Genomic DNA, 17,337 nt, shown 5'->3' with positions numbered 1-17,337 from the left:
ACATTAGACTCATCAAGAAGCTCAACAATAAGTGATTGAACCCCCTCTGTAGAACAACCAACTGATAGTGTACTTAATATAATTAAGCATACTCGAATGATCATAAAACCTTTACTTGTTAGCAACATGTTTGTTATAAATCATTATCCAAATATACTTTCTATAATGGTTGATGCACGAAGCCATAATTTCCAACACGTTATAATTAATGAATGCCAAAATTTACATGATGAGTATCAGTTAATATTTACAACATCCATGATATCTCCAGAGTTAAACGACACTTCATATTGTGTTGGCCCTTATTATCCTAAAGGCACTCACACACTTAATCTATAAATACATGTAAACCCGGAAATATTTCTCTCATAAAGCAATTTTCCGGGTTTCATCTATCTTTGTAGCAGATTCTAGAGCGCGTAATTAGTTTGTTACCGAATCTATACCAAGAGTGCTCCATACCCCCTCAAAAAAGCCTTGAATACCACTACGGAGAACTTTTAGGTGAAAACCAATAAAATGTATTCACATCCCATAAAAACGGCTCTTAAAGCGATACAGGAAAGATTTGACTGTCTTTGTTAATTTCCCGCTTTCATTCTGAGCTTGGATGTTGAAAAGATCCTGTGCCCTTCTCCAGATGAAAATTTACCGCTGTTTTTCGCAAGGTACGAAATACGCTCAACAAAATCAGCAAGGGAATCATGATGACCCCTTACGATAGAGTATCGGCCATTCTCAGCTAAATGCACACGGCTGGTATCGTCTGTCAATTCATTCCAAAGCTCACTTATCAACCCAATCATGCCTGTGTTACCAAAGCCAGCGGTTTGAACTTGGAAATGAGGTAATGCTATCCAGCAGTGGTAATGAACCTGCATAGCCCTTTCCTTTTCTCGAACCCAACCGTAAGCAAATTTTTTTATTGGTTGTCCATTCCACGCCTTCTTTTTAAAGCGCCCTCTCAATCGTTCAAAAAGATCACTCACTAATCCATTACTTTCCGAAACAGGCATTCCCTCCGGTACTGACAAATCGAACCGGAAAGCAAAAACCTTGCTGTAGTGCGATTGCATTGCATGGATCTGCTTAATGAACGCATCAATGATTTCTTTTCTGATCGGATGATAACCCTTCTTCATCGAATCATAGTTCAAACGGTATACAAGCCCATCAAGTACATATTCAGAGCTATGGATAAGTGAGTAACGACCATCATCACGATGATTGGTTATTTTTTGAACAGCAGGGAAAGGCAGATCTATGGACATACAACTAACACCACATAGCAGATATTAATAATAACCAGTATGAGGGAGAGACTCTTGGGGAGGACCAAGCCCAACAGCTACTGGCATAAATGCGGTGTTAGTAGATAAATAGAAACTCTGAAAAGTTTCCACAGTAAATTTCCTTCACTATACACCACAAAATTATTTATGGCAACGATTTTATGGTGAGGTTAGTTTTTCAAGATGGATCAAGTAAGCCATAGCCTCTTCGCGATTTTTATGGCACATATCGAGTGAAGGGCGCAGACTGCTACACACCGTGGGGCGGTGGATTGACCCAAAGATGTTGCATAGATTATCTTCCGATAACTGTACACATCTTACATTTGCTGGCTTTCCCTGTGGCATCCCTGGGATTGGAGATGAGATGGAAGGAGCAATACAACAAGCCCCACAATCGCTACGACAGTCCATTTAGCCTTCTGTTCAAAATTTAGCTCAATCGTCAACAATAACAGAAAGACACTTCCACAGACAGGTCACTGTTTAGAGGCAACTAAATCAAAATGGGAAATGCTTACTAACCAATTGAAAAATATAAAAATACGTAGTGCTGTCTTTAAGACATCTAGCCTCATCATTTTCTGATGTAGAATTTGTTAGGATTTTCGTTGACTCACATTCTCATGCTACCTATTACATGGAGTTACTATGGGCATTTACGTTAGGAAAAGCATTCGCGTTGGACCGATAAGATTCAACCTATCCAAATCTGGAGTCGGCGCATCTATTGGCATAAAAGGGCTGAGATTCGGTACTGGTCCAAGAGGAAATTACATCCATGTTGGTGCTGGCGGAGTCTATGATCGTGCTTCGCTTTCACCAAGCATGATCCCAGAGAACGGTAAAAAGGTCCAACGTGTACCTAATGAATCCCCAATTGAACATGACACTACACATGCACCTCTCGAGGAAATCGAGTCATCCCATATCTCGGAAATCGTTGATTCAAGTTCCCGAGAACTGCTTGAAGAGTTGAACAACAAACGTAAGAAGTCACAAATATGGCCCTTGGTCATGTGCCTTTCGATTGCGCTGTTACTTTACGGTTTTTCACAGACATGGCCTGAGTGGTGCCTCGCTATAGGCTTTATCGTAGGGGTAGCAATCTCTGTTTTTGCTTACATGTACGATCAGCTAATAAAGACTACTGTTCTTTTTTATGACTTTGATGATCAAATGATGGCATGTTACCAGCAACTTCATGATAGTGGAGCCAAGCTCGCAAGCTGCTCAAAAGTATGGCATATAGAAGCTTCTGGAGCCGTTTATGACCCCAAGTATCATGCCGGAGCTGGTAACTTACTACGCAGAAAAGTCACCTCAATCAGCAAATCAAAGCCTCCCTTTGTTAAAACAAATATTGAGACGATTGCTATCAATGTCGGTCGCCAAACATTGCATTTTTTTCCAGATAGAGTACTGGTTTATGACCGTGAAGGTGTAGGCGCTGTTGGTTATAACCAGCTATTCGTTAATGTAGGTGATAGTCGATTCATTGAGAGCGAAGGTGTACCTGGAGATGCCATAGTCGTTGGCAGGACATGGAAGTATGTGAACAAGTCTGGAGGCCCAGACAGAAGATTTAAAGACAATTCAGAACTTCCTATATGTCTTTATGAAAACCTTTCGTTTACAAGTCATTCTGGACTAAATGAGTTATTACAACTGTCTAAAACTGGCTATGGAGAAAGCTTTTCACATTCAATTGAAACACTTAGCAAAAAAGTCATTTCTGCTTAGCTATGTCATTTTTTATACTGAGAATAATTGACTGTTAGGCTTGCCTTCAGGCATACCTGGAATGGGGCTTGAAATGGACGGAGCGGTACAGCACGCGCCGCAATCTGGACGACAATCCATACATGCTCTCTCAGTGGCGAACGCCCGTACAGTCGGGCATCGGGCGCACAGTAACACCTTTTGCGTATTGATAGCAAAAGCCACGAATTCCTCTTGCCTGAAAGGCCGCGCGCGAGTAATTTGGCGCGATATTTTTTACCTCCCGTAGACAGGATTACTGCAATGCCAAGAGCGAACGAAATTAAGAAAGGTATGGTACTGAATTACAACGGCAAACTGCTGATTGTGAAAGACATCGACATTCAGGCACCAAGCGCCCGTGGTGCAGCGACGCTGTACAAAATGCGTTTCGCCGATGTGCGTACCGGCCTGAAGGTGGAAGAACGCTTTAAAGGTGACGATATCGTTGATACCGTGACCCTGACCCGTCGCTACGTTGATTTCTCCTACGTCGACGGCAACGAATACGTGTTCATGGATAAGGAAGATTACACCCCGTACATCTTCACCAAAGATCAGATTGAAGAAGAGCTGCTGTTCATTCCTGAAGGCGGGATGCCAGACATGCAGGTGCTGACCTGGGACGGCGTGCTGCTGGCGCTGGAACTGCCGCAGACCGTGGATCTGGAAATCGTTGAAACCGCACCGGGCATCAAAGGCGCGTCTGCAAGTGCGCGTAACAAGCCAGCTACTCTGACCACCGGCCTGGTTGTGCAGGTGCCGGAATACCTCTCCGCGGGCGAGAAGATCCGCATCCATATCGAAGAAAAACGCTATATGGGTCGTGCTGACTGATTGTGGCTTTTGTCGGGTGGCGGCCTCCCCCCCCCCCAATTCCGGTTACAGAAGCTCCGGATACTTCGTCATCTTCAGCGCCAGCTCAACGCCGCGCACTTCCGCCATCCCCTTCAGGCGGCCAATCGCCGAATAGCCCGGGTTGGTTTTCTTACGCAGATCGTCCAGCATCTGGTGTCCGTGGTCCGGGCGGAACGGAATAGGACGCACATCGCCCGCCCGCTTGCGACGCGCCTCTTCAGCCAGGATAGCGTCTACGACCGCCACCATGTTTACGTCTCCGCCCAGGTGCGCGGCCTCGTGGAAGGTTTTTGGATTTTCTTCACGGCAGGTCGCACGCAGGTGCGTGAAGTGAATGCGATCGCCAAAGGTTTCAATCATCCGCACCAGGTCGTTATCCGCGCGAACGCCGTAGGAGCCGGTACACATGGTAAAGCCGTTATAGATGCTGTTTACCGTCTCTTTCAGCCACTGCATATCTTCAAGGGTGGAAACAATACGCGGCAGGCCGAGAATAGGACGCGGCGGATCGTCCGGGTGCACCGCCAGACGCACGCCGGCCTCTTCCGCAACCGGCACGATAGCGCGCAGGAAATACGCCATGTTTTCACGCAGCTGGTTCTTATCAATATCGCCGTATTCCGCCAGACGCGCGCGGAACTGATCCAGCGTGTAGCCCTCTTCCGCACCCGGCAGGCCAGCAATGATATTGCGGGTCAGCTTTTCAATGTCCGCTTCACTGGCGGCATTGAACCATTCAAGGGCCTGCTGCTGCTCTTCATCGGTATAATCCGCTTCGGCGCCAGGGCGTTTCAGAATATGCAGCTCGAATGCCGCAAAGGCAATCTGGTCAAAACGCAGCGCTTTCGAGCCGTCCGGCATCTGATATTCCAGGTCGGTACGCGTCCAGTCCAGAATCGGCATGAAGTTATAGCAGACCGTATCAATGCCGCAGGCCGCCAGGTTGCGAATGCTCTGCTGATAGTTTGCAATCCAGGACCGGTATTCCCCGGAATGGGTTTTGATATCTTCGTGAACCGGAATGCTTTCCACAACAGACCAGGTTAATCCCTTCTCCGCCAGCAGCGCCTGGCGCTGTTGAATCTCCTCAACCGGCCAGACCTGGCCGTTAGGAATGTGATGCAGCGCCGTGACGACACCCGTTGCGCCAGCCTGACGCACATCATCAAGAGAAACCGGATCGTTCGGCCCGTACCAACGCCAGGTTTGTTCCATTGCCTCTTCCTCTCAAGTTGTTATACCAATATGGGTTACCGCAATGACGACTACCATACATGTTTGCCGTGAAGGGTCAACACACCGCCACACATTGATTGATCAATCTCACAGAACGGGGATATTTACGGCTCACCAATTTTATTTGCTGTCATATAACTTTACACTGGCATTGTTAATTAATGGTTAATCAGGTGTGTATTTCATGAAGACAATTGCCTCCGCCGCCCTTCCAGCCCAGGTTCAACAACCGCGCTACGATCGCAAGCAGCTGCGCTCCCGCATCGTCCATTTTGGCTTCGGTGCGTTTCATCGCGCGCATCAGGCATTGTTAACAAACCGGGTGCTGAATGAAAAAGGCGGCGACTGGGGTATTTGTGAGATTAGCCTGTTCAGCGGCGACGTGCTGATGAGCCAGCTGCGCGCGCAGGATCACCTGTTTACCGTGCTGGAGAAAGGCGCTGAAGGAAATCAGCCGATTATTGTCGGGGCCGTACATGAATGCCTGAATGCAAAGCTGGACTCTCTGCCCGCCATCATAGAGAAGTTTTGCGAGCCGCAGGTGGCGATCGTATCGCTCACCATTACGGAGAAAGGCTACTGCATCGATCCCGCGACCGGTAAGCTGGATTTACAAAACGCCCGGATCGTTCACGATCTGGAAAATCCCGCTGAGCCGCATTCCGCGCCGGGGATCCTGGTAGAAGCCCTGAATCGGCGCCGCGAGCGCGGCCTGCCTGCGTTTACCGTGCTTTCCTGTGACAACATTCCGGACAACGGTCACGTGGTGAAAAATGCGGTGCTCGGCATGGCGCAAAAGCGTTCCCCGGCGCTGGCCGAGTGGATCGAAGGCCACGTGAGTTTTCCGGGAACGATGGTCGACAGAATTGTTCCCGCCGCGACGGAGGACTCGCTTGCAGAAATCGCCGACGCGCTCGGCGTTGACGATCCGTGCGCCATCAGCTGTGAGCCGTTTATTCAGTGGGTAGTGGAAGATAATTTCGTCGCCGGGCGTCCGGAGTGGGAAGTGGCGGGCGTTCAGATGGTGCAGGACGTTCTGCCGTGGGAGCAGATGAAATTACGCATGCTCAACGGCAGCCACTCCTTCCTGGCGTATCTGGGGTATCTCGCCGGGTACGCGCATATTAATGAATGCATGGAGGACGCCACCTTCCGCGAAGCCGCCCGGCGGTTAATGCTGGATGAACAGGCGCCCACGCTGCGTATAAAGGATGTCGACCTGACGGCCTATGCCGACAGCCTGATTGAGCGCTTTGCTAACCCGGCGCTGCAGCACCGTACCTGGCAAATCGCGATGGACGGCAGCCAGAAGCTGCCGCAGCGGATGCTGGATGGGATCCGCGTCCACCTTGAGCGTAAAACAGCATGGCCGCTGCTGGCGCTGGGCGTCGCCGGCTGGATACGCTACGTCAGCGGGTTCGACGAACGCGGCAACGCGATTGACGTCCGCGATCCCCTCAGCGATAAAATACGCACGATTGTCGAGGCCAGCAGCGATGCCGACCGCGTCAACGCGCTGCTGGGGCTGAGCGAGGTCTTTGGCCACGATCTTGCGCAAAATAGCGTTTTCGTTGAGGCTGTCAGCCAGGCCTGGCAGCGCATCACCCGCCGTGGCGCACGCCAGGCTGTTATTGAAACGTTAAATCTTTAGCGATTATTGCGCTTAATGCGAACGGATATCGCCTCCGTTCGCCCTCCCCCTTCTCATTGCGCCCGTTTTTCGCCAGGATAAGAGCATAGTGTTATAGCATCACAATTCTCTTGCGGAGCGCACGTGACCAAAACCAACCTCATCACCGGTTTTCTCGGCAGCGGTAAAACCACCTCAATTCTTCATCTGCTGGCGAATAAAGATCCGGCAGAGAAATGGGCCGTGCTGGTCAATGAATTCGGCGAAGTGGGCATTGATGGCGCTTTGCTGTCATCCAGCGGCGCGATGATTAAAGAGATCCCCGGCGGATGCATGTGCTGCGTCAACGGCTTACCGATGCAGGTAGGCCTCAATACGCTGCTGCGTCAGGGCAAACCGGACCGCCTGCTGATTGAACCTACCGGTCTGGGCCATCCGAAGCAGATCCTCGATTTACTGACCGCCCCGGTTTACGAGCCGTGGATCGATCTGCGCGCCACGCTGTGCCTGCTCGATCCGCGTCAGCTTCTGGATGAAAAAGCGGTGGCCAATGAGAACTTTCGCGATCAGCTCGCCGCAGCAGACGTTATTGTCGTCAATAAAGACGATCGCGCCACGGCGGAAAGCCGGGCCGCGCTGGACGCGTGGTGGCAGCATTTCGGCGGCAATCGGACGCGGGTGCAGGCCACTCAGGGGAACATTGATAGCGCCCTGCTGGACCTTCCCCGCCTGAACCTGACGGAACTCCCGGCCAGCGCGGAGCATGCGCATCACCATCCTGCAAAGCAGGGTCTGGCCGCGCTAAGCCTGCCGGAACACCAGCGCTGGCGTCGTAATTTGAACAGCGGTCAGGGGTATCAGGCCTGCGGATGGATTTTCGATGCCGATAGCGTTTTCGACACCATTGGCGTCCTTGAGTGGGCCAGGCTTGCGCCGGTCGACCGCGTGAAAGGGATCATGCGCACGCCTGACGGGCTGGTGCGGATAAACCGCCAGGGCGACGATTTCTTTATCGAAACGCAAAACGTCGCGCCGCCTGACAGCCGAATAGAGTTAATTAGTGCGGTTAACGCCGACTGGAATGCCCTGCAGTCCAGCCTGTTGAAGCTTCGTTTAAGTTCGGGCGGCTAACGTTGCCCCAGTTTTCCTTCTATGCTGAACGTTATGACAACTCGAATTCCCCAGATATTACTGCTTAATGTCGCCGGTCTGGCGCTTTTCTTCTCCTGGTATATCCCGGTGAATCACGGTTTCTGGTTCCCGCTGGATTCAAACCTGTTCCATTTCTTCAACCAGGGGCTGGTGAAGAGTGACGCCTTCCTGTGGCTGGTGGCAATTACCAACAACCGCGCCTTTGACGGCTTTTCCCTGCTGGCCATGGGCTGCCTGATGCTCTCTTTCTGGCTGAAAGAGGATGTTACGGGGCGTCGCCGTATTCTGATTATCGGACTGGTGATGCTTCTGACTGCGGTGATCATTAATCAGCTGGCGCAACATCTGATGCCGGTAAAACGCGCAAGTCCTTCGCTCTCTTTACCGAATATTTATCGCGTGAGTGAACTGCTGCATATTCCAACAAAAGATGCCTCGAAAGACAGCTTCCCGGGCGATCACGGCATGATGCTGCTTATTTTTTCTGGGTTCATGCTGCGCTATTTCGGCAAGAAGGCGTTCGCAATTGCCCTGCTTATTGTGGTGATATTTGCCTTCCCGCGCGTGATGATAGGCGCTCACTGGCTGACGGATATTGTCGTGGGTTCGCTTTCTGCGGTACTGATTGGTCTGCCGTGGGTTTTGATGACGCCATTGAGCGATCGCCTGATTGCCGTTTTCGATCGCCATCTCCCGCGTAGAAAGCAACAAGAATTAAACAAATAACCAACGTTTTTTAACGTTAACGCTCGGGGATCATAGCGATCCCTGATAGCATTCCTCCAACGATCCTTCCGCCCTGTCATATTCTCGTCATCGTATTCATGATAAAAATGAAGCAATTGCGCGATAACGCTGCGGATCTGGCGCTATTTTGCTCAATTACGGATTTTTACTTTCTGTATCACAATTTCTTATAAAAAAACGTTTTTTTTTACTCGCAATACCCCTGGCAATCGGTTAATCTCGAACTCGTTTTGCCCCATAGAGATAATTATTTCGATGGTGAATAATTTTGTGCGCTGCGCCACAAATGTCACCAGAAACAATTGTCTCATTGTGAACAGATAATTAGTCTCGTCACGTTTGGCATTTTTATAACGATATTTGTCGTTAAGGACTTCAAGGGAAAATAAACAAAATGGTCAAATCTCAACCGTTTCTGAGATATATCTTACGGGGGATCCCGGCGATAGCAGTCGCGGTACTGTTATCTGCATGTAGTACATCGAACACCGCAAAGAATATGCATCCTGAGACGCGTGTTGTGGGAATGGAAGATTCCTCTTCACTGCAAGCCTCTCAGGATGAATTTGAAAATATGGTACGTAATCTGGACGTGAAGTCCCGCATTATGGACCAGTATGCTGACTGGAAAGGCGTGCGTTACCGTCTTGGCGGCAGCACCAAAAAAGGCATTGATTGTTCCGGTTTTGTACAGCGTACCTTCCGCGAGCAATTTGGGTTAGATCTTCCGCGTTCGACCTACGAACAGCAGGAGATGGGCAAGTCGATTTCACGTACCAAACTGCGCACCGGCGATTTAGTGCTGTTCCGTGCAGGTTCTACCGGTCGACATGTGGGCATCTACATTGGTAATGACCAGTTTGTACATGCCTCCACCAGCAGCGGTGTGACCATTTCCAGCATGAATGAACCGTACTGGAAGAAGCGCTACAATGAAGCGCGACGCGTACTGACCCGCAGTTAATATGATAATTGTATCGTTGGTTATCCCTTGGCTGGCGATACAATAAAAAAAAGCACTGCTTCGGCGGTGTTTTTTTTTGCCCGTTACAATGAATACAATCAGCGGCAATTCAGGAACCACGACGTTTATGCTCACCCGCTACTTCTCCAGTCATCGAAAGATACTGTTCCTCAGTATCATTACCGGCCTGATCGCCGCCCTGCTCCTGGGTTCATTGCAGTTTTTCTGGAGCTACCACAAGCGGGAAATCCGATTCGATACGCTGATCATGGATGTGCGCATCTACATGGAGAGCTATTTTGAAGAGCTGAAAGCCTCGATCGACGTGCTCCAGCCGCTCACGCTCAATAATTGCCAGGACGTTAACGCAGAGCTGACCTCGCGCGCGGCCTTCAGCCTCAACGTACGCGCCTTCCTGCTGGTCAGAGATAAAATGGCGTTCTGCTCGTCAGCCACAGGGCCAATGAACGCCCCGATGGAGGAGCTGATACCCGAGCTGCACATCAACAAGCAGGTTGATATCGCACTGCTCCCCGGCACGCCCATGCTCCCCAATAAGCCCGCGATTGCCATCTGGTATCGTAATCCGCTTGTGAAGGACGGCGGCGTATTCACCTCGGTGAATCTCAACCTGACGCCGTACCTGCTCTATACCGCGCGCCAGGACGAGTTTGCAGGCATCGCAATCGTCATCGGCGACAATGCGTTGTCCACCACGTCGGGCACCCTCGTCAGGGCGCAGGATTTACATGAAACGCCGGCGCGCACCGCAACGCTCAAAGAAGTTCCTCTGACCATCAACCTGTACGCCGAGGAGTGGACGACCGATGAGATACTTTACGCCCTGTTCTTCGGGCTGGTGTGCGGGATTGCGGCAGGATCGCTTAACTTCTACATCCTCACGACGCGTCTCAATCCGGGCAAAGAGATTCTGAGCGCCATCAAGCGCGGCCAGTTTTACGTGGTTTATCAGCCCGTTGTCGACGCCAAATCGCTCAGGATGACCGGGCTTGAAGTGCTGATGCGCTGGAAGCACCCGACCATGGGTGAGATCCCGCCGGACGCCTTTATCAATTTTGCCGAAGCGCAGAAGCTGATTGTTCCGCTCACGCTGCATCTTTTTGACCTGATTATTCACGATGCGCCAGTGCTACAGACCGTGCTGCCGCCAGGTGCCAAAGTAGGCATTAATATCGCGCCGGGGCATCTGCATGCGGAAAGCTTCAAAGACGATATGCGCACCTTCAAGGCCCTGCTGCCGCCTGATTACTTCCAGATCGTACTGGAAATTACCGAGCGCGACATGCTGAACCATCGGGAAGCTAACAGCCTCTTCGAATGGCTGCATAACGAAGGGTTTGAAATTGCCATTGACGATTTCGGCACCGGCCACAGCGCGCTGATTTATCTTGAACATTTCACCATGGACTATCTGAAAATCGACCGTGGTTTTGTCAACGCCATTGGTACAGAAACCGTGACCTCCCCGGTGCTGGATGCCGTACTGACGCTGGCAAGACGGCTGAATATGTCGACCGTTGCGGAAGGGGTGGAAACGCCGGAGCAGGCGGCCTGGCTTCGCGAGCATGGGGTTAATTACCTGCAGGGTTACTGGATTAGCCGCCCGATGCCGCTGGAGCAGTTCCGCACGTGGCAAAATACGCTGTCGCCCGACGGGGAATAATTTCACATTGCCCGTGGCGTCACTTATTATTCAGCTTAACTGAGCCGGTCTGTAAAAAAGGGAGCCGCCGCGAGATGTTTATGCGCTTTATGTTGCTTTGGTTGGCAGTCGTGAGCCTGTCCAGCCAGGCGCAAACCATCAAAGAGAACATCGCGTTCGCCGTGATTGGCGAGCCAAAATACGCGGTCAATTTTACGCACTTCGATTACGTCAATCCTGCCGCCCCTAAGGGTGGAAAAGTCACGCTCTCGGCAACGGGAACGTTCGACAACTTTAACCGCTTCGCCCTGCGCGGCGTGGCCGCGGCGCGAACGGAATCGCTCTATGACACGCTTTTTGTTACGTCTGATGATGAACCCGGCAGCTATTATCCGCTGATTGCCGATAACGTGCGCTACGCGGATAACTTCGCCTGGGCCGAAATTATCCTAAACCCCCGGGCCCGCTTTCACGACGGCACGCCGGTCAAGGCCAGCGACGTGGCCTTTACGTTTCATAAATTTATGACCGAAGGCGTTCCCCAGTTCCGCATTGTGTATAAAGGCACAACGGTGCGCGCCATTGCGCCCCTCACCGTACGCATTGAGCTGAGCGAACCAAATAAAGAGAATATGCTCAGCCTGTTCTCGCTGCCGGTAATGCCTGAATCGTTCTGGAAAAACCATAAGTTAAGCGACCCGCTCTCCACGCCGCCGCTGGCGGGCGGCCCTTACCGCATTACCGACTGGCGCATGGGGCAGTACGTCGTCTATTCCCGCGTGAAAGATTACTGGGCGGCTAACCTGCCGGTAAACCGCGGGCGCTGGAATTTCGACACCCTTCGCTATGACTACTATCTCGACGATAACGTAGCGTTTGAAGCGTTCAAAGCCGGCGCCTTCGATTTGCGCGTGGAGAACAGCGCCAAAAACTGGGCGACCCGCTATATCGGTAAAAACTTCACGAAAGGCTACATCGTGAAAGACGAGCATAAAAACGAATCCGCCCAGGACACGCGCTGGCTGGCGTTTAATATTCAGCGCCCGGTATTTAAAGACCGCCGCGTTCGGGAAGCAATCTCCCTGGCCTTTGATTTTGAATGGATGAACAAAGCGCTGTTTTACGGGGCGTACAGCCGTGCGAACAGCTATTTCCAGAATACCGAATATGCCGCACGCGACTACCCGAAAGCCGAGGAACTGGTCCTGCTGGCGCCGCTGAAAGCGGAAGTGCCGCCGGAGGTGTTTACCTCGGTGTTTCAGCCGCCCGCCTCAAAGGGTGACGGTTACGACCGGGACAACCTGCTGAAGGCCAGCAAGCTGCTGGATGAAGCAGGCTGGCAGCTGAAGAACCAGAAACGCGTCGATGCGAAAACCGGCAAGCCTTTAAGCTTTGAGCTGCTGCTCTCCTCCGGCGGCAACGATCAGTGGGTACTGCCGTTTAAGCACAACCTTGCGCGGCTGGGGATCACCATGAACATTCGCCAGGTTGATAACGCGCAGATCACAAACCGAATGCGCAGCCGTGATTACGACATGATGCAGCGCCTGTGGCCCGCGCAGCCGTGGCCCAGCTCGGACCTGCAAATCTCCTGGGCCTCCAGCTACATCGACTCTTCGTACAATGCGCCAGGCGTAAAAAGCCCGGCGATTGATGCCCTGATTGCGAAAATTGTGGCGGCGCAGGGTGATAAAGACAAGCTCCTGCCGCTCGGTCGCGCCCTCGACAGGGTGTTAACCTGGAATTACTACATGCTGCCCATGTGGTATATGGGCGAAGACCGCCTTGCGCGCTGGGACAAGTTCTCCGTGCCTGCCGTGCGCCCTGTCTATTCCCTGGGCTTTGACACCTGGTGGTATGACGTAAATAAAGCCGCCAGACTGCCCGCCGAGCGGCGATAAGGAATTACCATGGGTGCCTATTTAATACGCCGTCTTCTGCTGGTCATTCCCACTCTGTGGGCCATCATCACCATTAACTTTTTTATCGTGCAAATTGCCCCGGGCGGGCCGGTCGACCAGGCCATTGCCGCCATTGAGTTTGGCAACAGCGGCGGCATGCCCGGCGGCGGCGGAGAAGGCATGGGTGCCAGCCATGCGCGCACCGGCGTGGGGAATATCAGTGAAAGCCACTACCGCGGCGGGCGCGGGCTGGATCCTGAGGTGATCGCCGAGATCACCCACCGCTACGGCTTTGATAAGCCGATTCACGAGCGCTATTTCAAAATGCTCTGGGATTATATCCGCTTTGATTTTGGCGATAGCCTGTTCCGCAGTGCCTCCGTGTTAACGTTGATCAAGCAAAGCCTGCCGGTCTCGGTCACGCTGGGGCTGTGGGGGACGCTGATTATCTATCTGGTCTCTATACCGCTCGGGATCCGAAAAGCGGTGCACAACGGCAGCCGCTTCGATATCTGGAGCAGCACCTTCATCATCATCGGCTATGCTATTCCGGCGTTTCTGTTTGCCGTTCTGCTGATCGTCTTCTTTGCCGGGGGCAGCTATTTCGACATCTTCCCGCTGCGGGGGCTGGTCTCCGCCGATTTCAGCACGCTGCCGTGGTACCAGAAAATCACCGACTATCTCTGGCATATCACGCTGCCGGTGCTGGCAACGGTGATCGGCGGGTTTGCCGCCCTGACCATGTTGACCAAAAACGCCTTTCTCGATGAAATCCGCAAGCAGTATGTCGTCACCGCCCGCGCCAAAGGGGTCAGCGAAAAGCAAATCATGTGGAAACACGTTTTCCGCAACGCCATGCTGCTGGTGATTGCCGGATTTCCGGCCACGTTCATCAGCATGTTTTTTACCGGCTCGCTGCTGATTGAGGTAATGTTCTCGCTCAACGGTCTCGGCCTTCTGGGTTACGAAGCCACCGTGTCGCGCGATTATCCGGTAATGTTCGGTACGCTCTATATTTTCACCCTGATTGGCCTGCTGCTGAATATCATCAGCGATATCAGCTATACGCTGGTCGATCCCCGAATTGATTTTGAGGGCCGCTGATGCCGCGTTTAAGCCCCGTCAACCAGGCCCGCTGGGCCCGTTTTCGTCACAACCGCCGCGGCTACTGGTCGCTGTGGATTTTTGCCGTCCTGTTTGTCCTGAGCATGTGTTCGGAGCTGATCGCCAACGACAAACCGTTGCTGGTGCACTTTAACGACCGCTGGTACGTGCCGGTACTGGCTAACTACAGTGAAAGCGACTTCGGCGGCCCGTTTGCCACGCCTGCGGAGTATCAGGATCCGTGGCTGCGCCAGCAGATAGAACAGCACGGCTGGGCCCTCTGGGCGCCGGTGCGCTTTGGCGCCAACAGCATTAACTTCGCGACCACAACCCCCTTCCCTTCTCCGCCTTCTTCGCAAAACTGGCTGGGAACGGACGCCAACGGCGGCGACGTGCTGGCGCGCATCCTCTACGGTACGCGGATTTCGATTCTTTTTGGGCTGATGCTGACCGTCTTCTCCAGCGTAATGGGCGTGGTGGCCGGCGCCGTTCAGGGCTACTACGGCGGGAAAATTGACCTGTGGGGGCAGCGTATCATCGAAGTCTGGTCCGGTATGCCAACGCTGTTTCTGATCATTCTGCTTTCCAGCGTGGTGCAGCCGGGCTTCTGGTGGCTGCTGGGCATCACCGTTCTGTTTGGCTGGATGGCGTTGGTCGGCGTGGTGCGGGCAGAGTTTCTGCGCACCCGTAATTTCGACTATATCCGCGCCGCGCAGGCGCTTGGGGTAAGCGACCGGGGGATCATCTTCCGCCATATGCTGCCTAACGCCGTGGTGGCGACCCTCACCTTCCTGCCGTTTATTCTGTGCAGCTCCATTACTACCCTCACCTCGCTGGACTTTCTGGGCTTCGGCCTGCCGCTGGGGTCGCCGTCGCTCGGCGAACTGCTGCTGCAGGGCAAGAACAACCTGCAGGCACCGTGGCTGGGCATCACCGCCTTTCTTTCCGTGGCCGTGCTGCTTTCGCTGCTGATTTTTATTGGCGAAGCCGTGCGCGATGCCTTCGATCCCAACAAGGCGGTATAAGATGACGCAGCCTCTTCTCAGTATTGATAACCTGTCGATTGCCTTCTCGAAGCAGGGCGAGACCCGCACCGTGGTCACCGACCTGTCGCTGCAGATCCAGCGCGGTGAAACGCTGGCGCTGGTGGGGGAATCCGGCTCAGGCAAGAGCGTCTCGGCGCTCTCCATCCTGCGTCTGCTGCCCTCTCCGCCCGTAAGCTATCCGCAAGGGGATATTCTTTTCCACGGTCGTTCGCTGCTGCACGCTGACGAACATACCCTGCGCGGTATTCGCGGCAATAAGATTGCTATGATCTTTCAGGAGCCCATGGTTTCCCTTAACCCGCTCCATACCCTGGAAAAACAGCTTTATGAGGTGCTCTCCCTGCACCGGGGGATGCGCAAAGAGGCCGCGCGGGGCGAAATTCTGGATTGTCTGGAACGAACGGGCATACGCAACGCGGCCAAACGGCTGAATGATTTTCCACATCAGCTCTCCGGCGGTGAACGCCAGCGGGTGATGATCGCCATGGCCCTCCTCACGCGCCCCGAGCTGTTAATTGCCGACGAGCCAACGACGGCGCTGGACGTCACGGTGCAGGCGCAAATTCTTACGCTCTTACGGGAGCTGCGTGACGAGCTGGACATGAGCCTGCTGTTTATCACGCACAACCTGAGCATCGTGAAAAAGCTGGCCGACAGCGTCGCGGTCATGCAAAACGGGCGCTGCGTTGAACAGAATATCGCGTCCACGCTGCTGAGCGCGCCGCAGCATCCCTATACGCAGCGCCTGCTCGACAGCGAGCCTTCCGGCGACCCGGTGCCACTCGCGGCAGACAGCACACCGCTGCTGCGCGTCGATGATTTATCCGTCTCGTTCCCGATCCGCAGAGGCATTCTGCGGCGCATCGTCGACCAGAATCCGGTGCTGAAAAACATCCGCTTCTCGCTGCGACCGGGTGAATCCCTGGGGCTGGTGGGCGAATCCGGTTCGGGGAAAAGCACTACCGGTCTGGCGCTGCTGCGCTTAATTGCCTCTCAGGGCGAGATCCTGTTTGACGATATGCCGCTGCACCGCTGGAACCGCCGCCAGATGCTGCCCGTACGTCCGCGCATGCAGGTGGTGTTTCAGGATCCCAACTCCTCGCTTAACCCGCGCCTCAGCGTGTTGCAGATTATCGAAGAGGGCCTGCGCGTTCACCAGCCTGGCCTGAGCGCGCAGCAGCGGGAACAGGAGGTCATGCGGGTGATGGCGGAAGTGGGCTTAGATCCCGACACCCGCCACCGCTACCCTGCGGAATTTTCCGGCGGACAGCGCCAGCGTATCGCCATCGCCCGCGCGCTGATCCTGAAACCGGAGCTGATTATTCTGGATGAGCCGACCTCGTCTCTGGACAGAACCGTCCAGGCGCAGATCCTGGCGCTGCTCAAAGGGCTACAGGAAAAGCACCGGCTGGCCTATATCTTTATCAGCCACGATCTACAGGTGGTTCGGGCGCTATGCCATCAGGTGATTGTGCTGCGACAGGGTGAGGTGGTCGAACAGGGTGATTGCCAGCGCGTATTTACTGCGCCAACGCAGAGCTACACGCGCCAGCTGCTCGCGGCAGACTAGCGCTTAAAACGGATACTGGCCGGAGAAAGGCTCAGCAATCGCAACGCCAAAGTTTTTCAGACGGCAGGTCGCGGCGAATTCGTCCTGGCTTTTCACAAACAGGCACGGCTCCCCTTCGCACTCCAGTACGGAGCTGTCCACTTCGATATCCGTCAGGGCCTGGCTGAGACGCTCCATCACCCGCCACGCATTTTCGTCGCTCGGGCTCAGCAGCTTGAGCGCCACCAGGCAATTCTCACAGCCCGCGACGCTTTGCGGAATCGGTTCAACTTTCGAACCTGCAAAACCCGCCGACCAGCGATAGCTCTGGGGCAAGCGATGGACAATGGAGAGTTGTAATGTATTCACGTTCGTTCCCCGGAAGCAAAATTTACTTCACAATTTATTTACATTTATAGTAACACATCATCGCC

The 17,337-nt window shown here is 53.3% G+C and carries 15 protein-coding genes and 1 pseudogene; 11 read left to right on the top strand and 5 right to left on the bottom strand.

Annotated elements, in window-relative coordinates; all coding sequences use genetic code 11:
- Nucleotides 1-581: 581 nt before the first annotated feature.
- Nucleotides 582-1,271 carry an inovirus-type Gp2 protein gene (locus UTO39_RS15315; protein WP_048224167.1) on the bottom strand — a complete coding sequence of 230 codons (690 nt, stop codon included), beginning with the start codon at nucleotides 1,269-1,271 and terminating at the stop codon, nucleotides 582-584.
- 180 nt (nucleotides 1,272-1,451) lie between these two features.
- Entirely contained in the window at nucleotides 1,452-1,706 is a 255-nt protein-coding gene (locus UTO39_RS15310) for a YkgJ family cysteine cluster protein (RefSeq protein WP_071841176.1), read from the bottom strand.
- 237 nt (nucleotides 1,707-1,943) lie between these two features.
- Between UTO39_RS15310 and UTO39_RS15305 the strand changes: the two genes are divergently transcribed.
- Nucleotides 1,944-3,035 carry a DUF4236 domain-containing protein gene (locus UTO39_RS15305; RefSeq protein ID WP_320727520.1) on the top strand — a complete coding sequence of 364 codons (1,092 nt, stop codon included), beginning with the start codon at nucleotides 1,944-1,946 and terminating at the stop codon, nucleotides 3,033-3,035.
- A 36-nt stretch (nucleotides 3,036-3,071) separates the two neighbouring features.
- Here UTO39_RS15305 and UTO39_RS15300 read toward each other — a convergent pair.
- Nucleotides 3,072-3,155 (bottom strand): annotated as a pseudogene (locus tag UTO39_RS15300) (YkgJ family cysteine cluster protein); the annotation flags it as partial.
- Between the two features lie 162 nt (nucleotides 3,156-3,317).
- On the opposite strand from UTO39_RS15300, the gene yeiP reads away from it, so the two are divergent.
- A complete protein-coding gene (yeiP, locus tag UTO39_RS15295; RefSeq protein WP_014884579.1) occupies nucleotides 3,318-3,890 on the top strand; it encodes an elongation factor P-like protein YeiP in 573 nt (190 codons plus the stop codon).
- Nucleotides 3,891-3,935: 45 nt separating this feature from the next.
- Here the strand turns inward: yeiP and uxuA are convergent, their stop codons facing one another.
- Complete coding sequence (gene uxuA / locus UTO39_RS15290) at nucleotides 3,936-5,126, bottom strand: mannonate dehydratase (RefSeq protein ID WP_320727519.1); 1,191 nt, start codon at nucleotides 5,124-5,126, stop codon at nucleotides 3,936-3,938.
- Nucleotides 5,127-5,331: 205 nt separating this feature from the next.
- Here uxuA and UTO39_RS15285 point away from each other — a divergent pair, with 205 nt between their 5' ends.
- From UTO39_RS15285 to yejF, 9 genes are all read left to right on the top strand, one after another.
- Entirely contained in the window at nucleotides 5,332-6,798 is a 1,467-nt protein-coding gene (locus tag UTO39_RS15285; RefSeq protein WP_320727518.1) for a fructuronate reductase, read from the top strand.
- A gap of 123 nt (nucleotides 6,799-6,921) precedes the next feature.
- Nucleotides 6,922-7,908, top strand: coding sequence for a GTP-binding protein (locus UTO39_RS15280; RefSeq protein WP_320727517.1), 987 nt, complete (start codon nucleotides 6,922-6,924; stop codon nucleotides 7,906-7,908).
- Nucleotides 7,909-7,941: 33 nt separating this feature from the next.
- Complete coding sequence (locus UTO39_RS15275) at nucleotides 7,942-8,655, top strand: phosphatase PAP2 family protein (RefSeq protein ID WP_320727516.1); 714 nt, start codon at nucleotides 7,942-7,944, stop codon at nucleotides 8,653-8,655.
- A gap of 415 nt (nucleotides 8,656-9,070) precedes the next feature.
- The gene (mepS, locus tag UTO39_RS15270) at nucleotides 9,071-9,640 is read left to right on the top strand and encodes a bifunctional murein DD-endopeptidase/murein LD-carboxypeptidase (RefSeq protein WP_028013877.1); all 570 of its coding nucleotides are present in this window, start codon (nucleotides 9,071-9,073) and stop codon (nucleotides 9,638-9,640) included.
- A gap of 127 nt (nucleotides 9,641-9,767) precedes the next feature.
- Nucleotides 9,768-11,324: a cyclic di-GMP phosphodiesterase gene (locus tag UTO39_RS15265; RefSeq protein ID WP_320727515.1), complete on the top strand. Its 1,557-nt coding sequence runs from the start codon at nucleotides 9,768-9,770 to the stop codon at nucleotides 11,322-11,324.
- Between the two features lie 74 nt (nucleotides 11,325-11,398).
- Nucleotides 11,399-13,204, top strand: coding sequence for an extracellular solute-binding protein (locus tag UTO39_RS15260; protein ID WP_320727514.1), 1,806 nt, complete (start codon nucleotides 11,399-11,401; stop codon nucleotides 13,202-13,204).
- 9 nt (nucleotides 13,205-13,213) lie between these two features.
- The gene (locus UTO39_RS15255) at nucleotides 13,214-14,308 is read left to right on the top strand and encodes a microcin C ABC transporter permease YejB (protein ID WP_028013880.1); all 1,095 of its coding nucleotides are present in this window, start codon (nucleotides 13,214-13,216) and stop codon (nucleotides 14,306-14,308) included.
- Nucleotides 14,308-15,333 carry an ABC transporter permease gene (locus UTO39_RS15250; protein ID WP_320727513.1) on the top strand — a complete coding sequence of 342 codons (1,026 nt, stop codon included), beginning with the start codon at nucleotides 14,308-14,310 and terminating at the stop codon, nucleotides 15,331-15,333. Before UTO39_RS15255 ends, UTO39_RS15250 begins: the two co-directional genes overlap by 1 nt.
- Before the next feature lies 1 nt (nucleotide 15,334).
- Nucleotides 15,335-16,924, top strand: coding sequence for a microcin C ABC transporter ATP-binding protein YejF (gene yejF / locus UTO39_RS15245; protein WP_320727512.1), 1,590 nt, complete (start codon nucleotides 15,335-15,337; stop codon nucleotides 16,922-16,924).
- A gap of 3 nt (nucleotides 16,925-16,927) precedes the next feature.
- On the opposite strand, the gene UTO39_RS15240 is transcribed toward yejF, so the two are convergent.
- The gene (locus tag UTO39_RS15240) at nucleotides 16,928-17,272 is read right to left on the bottom strand and encodes a YejG family protein (protein ID WP_028013883.1); all 345 of its coding nucleotides are present in this window, start codon (nucleotides 17,270-17,272) and stop codon (nucleotides 16,928-16,930) included.
- Between the last annotated feature and the right edge of the window lie 65 nt (nucleotides 17,273-17,337).

The sequence above is a fragment of the Enterobacter sp. 118C5 genome, from assembly GCF_034107645.1.
Classification (GTDB): Bacteria; Pseudomonadota; Gammaproteobacteria; order Enterobacterales; family Enterobacteriaceae; genus Enterobacter; species Enterobacter nematophilus.
This window is presented reverse-complemented; position numbering and strand designations above follow the sequence as displayed.